This is a genomic window from Mycobacterium sp. E1747, assembly GCF_001667775.1.
Classification (GTDB): domain Bacteria; phylum Actinomycetota; class Actinomycetes; order Mycobacteriales; family Mycobacteriaceae; genus Mycobacterium.
The window spans coordinates 1-5372 of sequence record NZ_LZJI01000244.1; the positions used below are offsets into that span (position 1 = coordinate 1).

General features: G+C 65.4%; 5 protein-coding genes and 1 pseudogene. 4 read left to right on the forward strand and 2 right to left on the reverse strand.

The window, feature by feature from the left end:
• Nucleotides 1-135: pseudogene (locus tag A5695_RS25540) on the reverse strand (carboxymuconolactone decarboxylase family protein); the annotation flags it as partial.
• Nucleotides 132-1547, reverse strand: a complete 1416-nt coding sequence (ramB, locus tag A5695_RS25545; RefSeq protein WP_068089180.1) for an acetate metabolism transcriptional regulator RamB — start codon at nt 1545-1547, stop codon at nt 132-134. The pseudogene A5695_RS25540 and the gene ramB, both read right to left, overlap by 4 nt.
• A gap of 160 nt (nt 1548-1707) precedes the next feature.
• Here ramB and A5695_RS25550 point away from each other — a divergent pair, with 160 nt between their 5' ends.
• The 4 genes from A5695_RS25550 to A5695_RS29960 all read left to right on the forward strand — a co-directional run.
• Nucleotides 1708-2502, forward strand: coding sequence for an acyl-[acyl-carrier-protein] thioesterase (locus tag A5695_RS25550; protein ID WP_068089184.1), 795 nt, complete (start codon nt 1708-1710; stop codon nt 2500-2502).
• A 267-nt stretch (nt 2503-2769) separates the two neighbouring features.
• Complete coding sequence (aceA, locus tag A5695_RS25555; protein ID WP_068089187.1) at nt 2770-4056, forward strand: isocitrate lyase; 1287 nt, start codon at nt 2770-2772, stop codon at nt 4054-4056.
• A 267-nt stretch (nt 4057-4323) separates the two neighbouring features.
• Nucleotides 4324-5187 carry a 3-hydroxybutyryl-CoA dehydrogenase gene (locus tag A5695_RS25560; RefSeq protein WP_156749856.1) on the forward strand — a complete coding sequence of 288 codons (864 nt, stop codon included), beginning with the start codon at nt 4324-4326 and terminating at the stop codon, nt 5185-5187.
• Nucleotides 5188-5295: 108 nt separating this feature from the next.
• The coding region (locus tag A5695_RS29960) for a class I SAM-dependent methyltransferase (protein WP_231974978.1) at nt 5296-5372 on the forward strand (77 nt) is incomplete at its 3' end.

Sequence of the window (5372 nt, forward strand, 5' to 3'; positions counted from 1 at the left end):
CTGGCCCAGCGTGGTGAACAGGTGCATCTCGCGCGCGCGGACCGTGCGCGCGGCCGACTTCGCCAGAATCCAGTTGATCAGCCCGAGGTCGCGGAACCGCCCCGACGGGATGCGGCCACCTTGAGCCGCGGTCACGGTTGCTTCACCAGATACGGGGAGACGGTGCTGCGGTGCTCGTCGAGATCCAGCGCGCGCCCCAGGGCCGGGAACGCCCGCTGCGGGCAGTTGTCGCGTTCGCAGACACGGCAACCCGCGCCGATCGGTGTAGCGATGTCACCCGACAAGTCGAGTCCTTCCGAGTAGACGAGCCGGTGCGCGTGGCGGAGCTCGCAGCCGAGGCCGATCGCGAAGGTTTTACCCGGCTGACCATACCGGGCGGCGCGGCGCTCCACGGTGCGGGCCACCCACATGTAGTTGCGGCCGTCAGGCATCTGGGCTATCTGCACCAGGATCTTGCCGGGGTTGGCGAACGTCTCGTACACGTTCCACAGGGGGCAGGTGCCGCCGCTGGAGGAGAAGTGAAAGCCGGTGGCGGACTGGCGTTTTGACATGTTGCCGGCGCGGTCTACCCGGACGAAGGAGAACGGCACGCCGCGCATCGACGGCCGCTGCAGCGTCGAAAGCCGGTGCGCGATGGTCTCGTAGCTCACCGAGTAGAACGAGGACAACCGCTCGACGTCGTAGCGGAAATTCTCTGCGACATCGTGGAATTGGCGGTACGGCAGCACCGCGGCCGCGGCGAAGTAGTTGGCCAGCCCCAGCCGGGCCAGCGTGTGCGACTCGTCGCTGGTGAACTTGCCCTCCTCCACCAGGGTGTCGATCAGATCGCCGTACTCGAGGTAGGCCAACTCGGCGGCCATTTTGAACACCTGTTGGCCCAGCGAGAGGTGGTTGCTGATCTCTAGCGTCTTGGTCGCAGGGTCGTAGCGGTGCAGCACGGTGTCGCCCAGATCGATGCGCCGGTTGATGTGCACGCCGTGCACCTCGGTCAGCCGGCGCTTCAGCTCACGGGCCAAATCACCGTGGTGCAGTCGCATCTGGATCGTCAGGTCCTCGGCGGCGGTGTCCAGCTCGTGCAGGTAGTTCTGCCGCTGGTAGAAGTAGTCGCGCACCTCCTCGTGCGGCATGGTGATCGATCCGGTGCCGCTGCCGTCGGAGAACCGTTCCTCGGTGGCGGCGGCCAGTTGCGCCGTGGTGATCCGGTAGCGCCGGTGCAGGTTGACCACCGCGCGGGCCAGCGCGGGGTGGGAGCCGACCATCTCGGCCACCTCCGCCGGGTCGACGTCGATGTCCAGGTCGCGGTCCATAGTGACCTCGCGCAGTTCGGCCACCAGCCGGGTGTCGTCCTGGGAGGCGAAGAACGTCGCGTCCACGCCGAACACCTCGGTGATCCGCAACAGCACCGCCACGGTCAAGGGCCGGACGTCGTGTTCGATCTGGTTGAGGTAGCTCGGCGAGATCTCCAGCATCTGGGCCAGGGCGGCCTGGGAGAACCCGCGCTCGTTGCGGAGCTGACGGACGCGGGAGCCGACGAAGGTCTTGGACACTTGGCCCAGGATAGCGGGTTGCTAAGTGGAAGTTGGCAGTGTTCGCATGCGGCCGCGGACCGCGTCGCGATTGGTTTTTGGCACAGGTCGTTGGCATGATTCGCACGAGACCGCAGGGCTAGCCTGGGGTGCCCACGAGGAGGAAACAGGGAGTTAAGCCGTGAGCCTGGACAAAGAACTGATGCCGGTTCCCGACGGGCACCCCGATGTCTTCGAGCGCGAATGGCCGCTGCGGGTGGCCGACATCGACCGCACGGGGCGGTTGCGGCTGGACGCCGCGTGCCGGCATATCCAGGACATCGGGCAGGACCAGCTGCGCGAGATGGGCTTCGAGGAGACCCACCCGCTGTGGATCGTGCGCCGCACGATGCTCGACCTGATCCGTCCGATCGAGTTCCAGGACATGCTGCGGTGCCGCCGGTGGTGTTCGGGCACGTCCAACCGGTGGTGTGAGATGCGGGTCCGCGTCGACGGGCGCAAAGGCGGACTGATCGAATCCGAGGCCTTCTGGATCAACATCAACCGCGAGACCCAGATGCCGTCGCGCATCTCCGACGACTTCCTGGCGGGACTGCACAAGACGACCTCCATCGACCGGCTGCGCTGGAAGGGCTATCTGAAGCCGGGCAGCCGCGACGACGCCGCGGAGATCCATGAGTTCCCGGTCCGCGTCACCGACATCGATCTGTTCGACCACATGAACAACTCGGTGTATTGGAGTGTGATCGAGGACTACCTGGCTTCGCACCTGGAGCTGATGCAGCTGCCGCTGCGCATCACGATCGAGCATGAGGCGCCGGTCGCGCTGGGCGACAAGCTGGAGATCATCTCGCACGTCCACCCGCCCGGTTCGACCGATCAGTTCGGTCCCAACCTCACCGATCGCGCTGTTACAACGCTCACATATGCGGTCGGCGACGAGACGAAAGCCGTCGCCGCGCTCTTCTCTCGCTAACCGGACAAGCGTCCCGTTAAATTCCGGCTGACCTGCGGATTCCGGTTACTGGCCGGTAGTTTCTGAAACGGTTCAGTTCCCGTTCATCTTCGCAATATTTGCTAAATCCGGCCGGGTCATTGCCGAAATTGGCAAATGAAATGGGTGGAAATGGGTGGTCAGGCTGTGCCATCTTCGAATTAGCACACCAGCGAAGTTGAGCCTCTAGCTACCGCCGGTGCCGCGTTCACCAACTCAGAAGTGAAGATTCGTTAAGGAGCATGCCCAATGTCTTCCGTTGGCACCCCCAAGAGCGCCGAACAGATCCAGAAGGACTGGGACACCAACCCGCGGTGGAAGGACGTCAGCCGCACCTACACCGCCCAGGACGTCGTCGCCCTGCAGGGCAGCGTGGTCGAGGAGCACACGCTGGCCCGGCGCGGCGCCGAGGTCTTGTGGGAGCAGCTGCACGACCTGGAGTGGATCAACGCGCTGGGCGCGCTGACCGGCAACATGGCCGTCCAGCAGGTCCGCGCCGGCCTCAAGGCCATCTACCTGTCGGGTTGGCAGGTCGCCGGTGACGCCAATCTGTCCGGTCACACCTACCCCGACCAGAGCCTGTACCCGGCCAACTCGGTGCCGCAGGTCATCCGCCGCATCAACAACGCGCTGCTGCGCGCCGACGAGATCGCCCGGGTCGAGGGCGACACCTCGGTGGAGAACTGGCTGGCCCCGATCGTCGCCGACGGCGAGGCCGGCTTCGGCGGCGCGCTGAACGTCTACGAGCTGCAGAAGGCGATGATCGCGGCGGGCGTCGCCGGGTCGCACTGGGAGGACCAGCTCGCGTCGGAGAAGAAGTGCGGTCACCTCGGTGGCAAGGTGCTGATCCCCACCCAGCAGCACATTCGCACGCTGACCTCGGCTCGCCTGGCGGCCGACGTCGCCGACGTGCCGACCGTGGTCATCGCCCGCACCGACGCCGAGGCGGCCACCCTGATCACCTCCGACGTCGACGAGCGCGACCAGCCGTTCATCACCGGTGAGCGGACCAAGGAGGGCTTCTACCGGGTCAAGAACGGCCTCGAGCCCTGCGTCGCGCGGGCCAAGGCCTACGCGCCGTACTCCGACCTGATCTGGATGGAGACCGGCACGCCGGACCTCGAGCTGGCCGCCAAGTTCGCCGAGGGTGTCAAGGCCGAGTTCCCCGACCAGATGCTGGCCTACAACTGCTCGCCGTCGTTCAACTGGCGCAAGCACCTGGACGACTCCACCATCGCGAAGTTCCAGAAGGAGCTCGCCGCTATGGGGTTCAAGTTCCAGTTCATCACGCTGGCCGGCTTCCACGCGCTGAACTACTCGATGTTCGATCTGGCCTACGGCTACGCCCGCAACCAGATGACCGCGTACGTGGAACTGCAGGAGCGCGAGTTCGCCGCCGAGGAGCGCGGTTACACCGCGACCAAGCACCAGCGCGAGGTCGGTGCGGGTTACTTCGATCGCATCGCCACCACGGTCGACCCCACCTCGTCGACCACCGCGCTGACCGGCTCCACCGAAGAGGGTCAGTTTCACTGAGGACGAGCGGGCATTGCCCGCGAGGACGAAGTGAAACGAATGGCCTGAGGCACTGAGGACGAGCGGGCATTGCCCGCGAGGACGAAGTGAAACGAATGGCCTGAGGCACTGATCCCTTCCGGAGCCGAGCAGTCGCGAACTCGCACCGCTGCGATCCAGATCGTGCGAATCAGCGCCTGCTCACCGTGAAGTAGCATTGGCCCCGCCCAGCGAACCTGGGCGGGGCCTATTGCGGTGCAAGACGATACGAAACCGAAAGAGATGACAGTGAGCGACGCAGCGATTCAGCGAGTAGGGGTGGTCGGGGCCGGCCAGATGGGATCCGGCATCGCCGAAGTCGCGGTCCGCGCCGGCGTCGACGTGACGGTGTTCGAGACCACCGAGGCGCTGATCACGGCGGGGCGCAACCGCCTCGTGAAGTCGCTGGAGCGCGGCGTCAGCGCCGGCAAGGTGACCGAGCGGGAACGCGACCGCGCGCTGAGCCAGCTCACCTTCACCACCGATCTGAAGGACCTCGCCGACCGCCAGCTGGTCATCGAGGCGATCATCGAGGACGACGCCATCAAGGCCCAGGTGTTCGCCGAACTCGATGCCGTCGTCACCGATCCCGACGCGGTGCTGGCGTCCAACACGTCCAGCATTCCGATCATGAAGATCGCGGCGGCCACCAAGAACCCGCAGCGGGTGCTGGGTCTGCACTTCTTCAACCCGGTGCCGGTGCTGCCGCTGGTCGAGTTGGTCAGCACGCTGGTCACCAGCGAGGCCGCCGCCGCGCGCACCGAGGAATTCGCCAGCGCCGTCCTGGGCAAGCAGGTGGTGCGCTGCTCGGACCGGTCGGGATTCGTCGTCAACGCCCTGCTGGTGCCCTATCTCTTGTCGGCGATTCGCATGGTGGAGGCGGGTTTTGCCACCGTCGAAGACGTCGACAAGGCGGTTGTCGCCGGGCTGTCGCACCCGATGGGCCCGCTGCGGCTGTCCGATCTGGTGGGCCTGGACACCCTGAAACTGATCGCGGACAAGATGTTCGAGGAATTCAAGGAACCGCAATATGCTCCGCCGCCGCTGTTGCTGCGCATGGTGGAGGCGGGCCGGCTGGGCAAGAAAACCGGCCGGGGTTTCTACAGCTACTGACGCCCCGCCGCACGGCGTCGATACTCCAACACGGGGAGTCAAGACAGCGTTGGGTTTTCCGGTGAGTATGCTTCGCGTTAAATACGCGAAAGGACACTCGGGAACCCCATGGCCACGTTGACTCCGTTCTACGAAGAATCGCAATCCATCTACGACGTCTCGGACGAGTTCTTTGCACTGTTCCT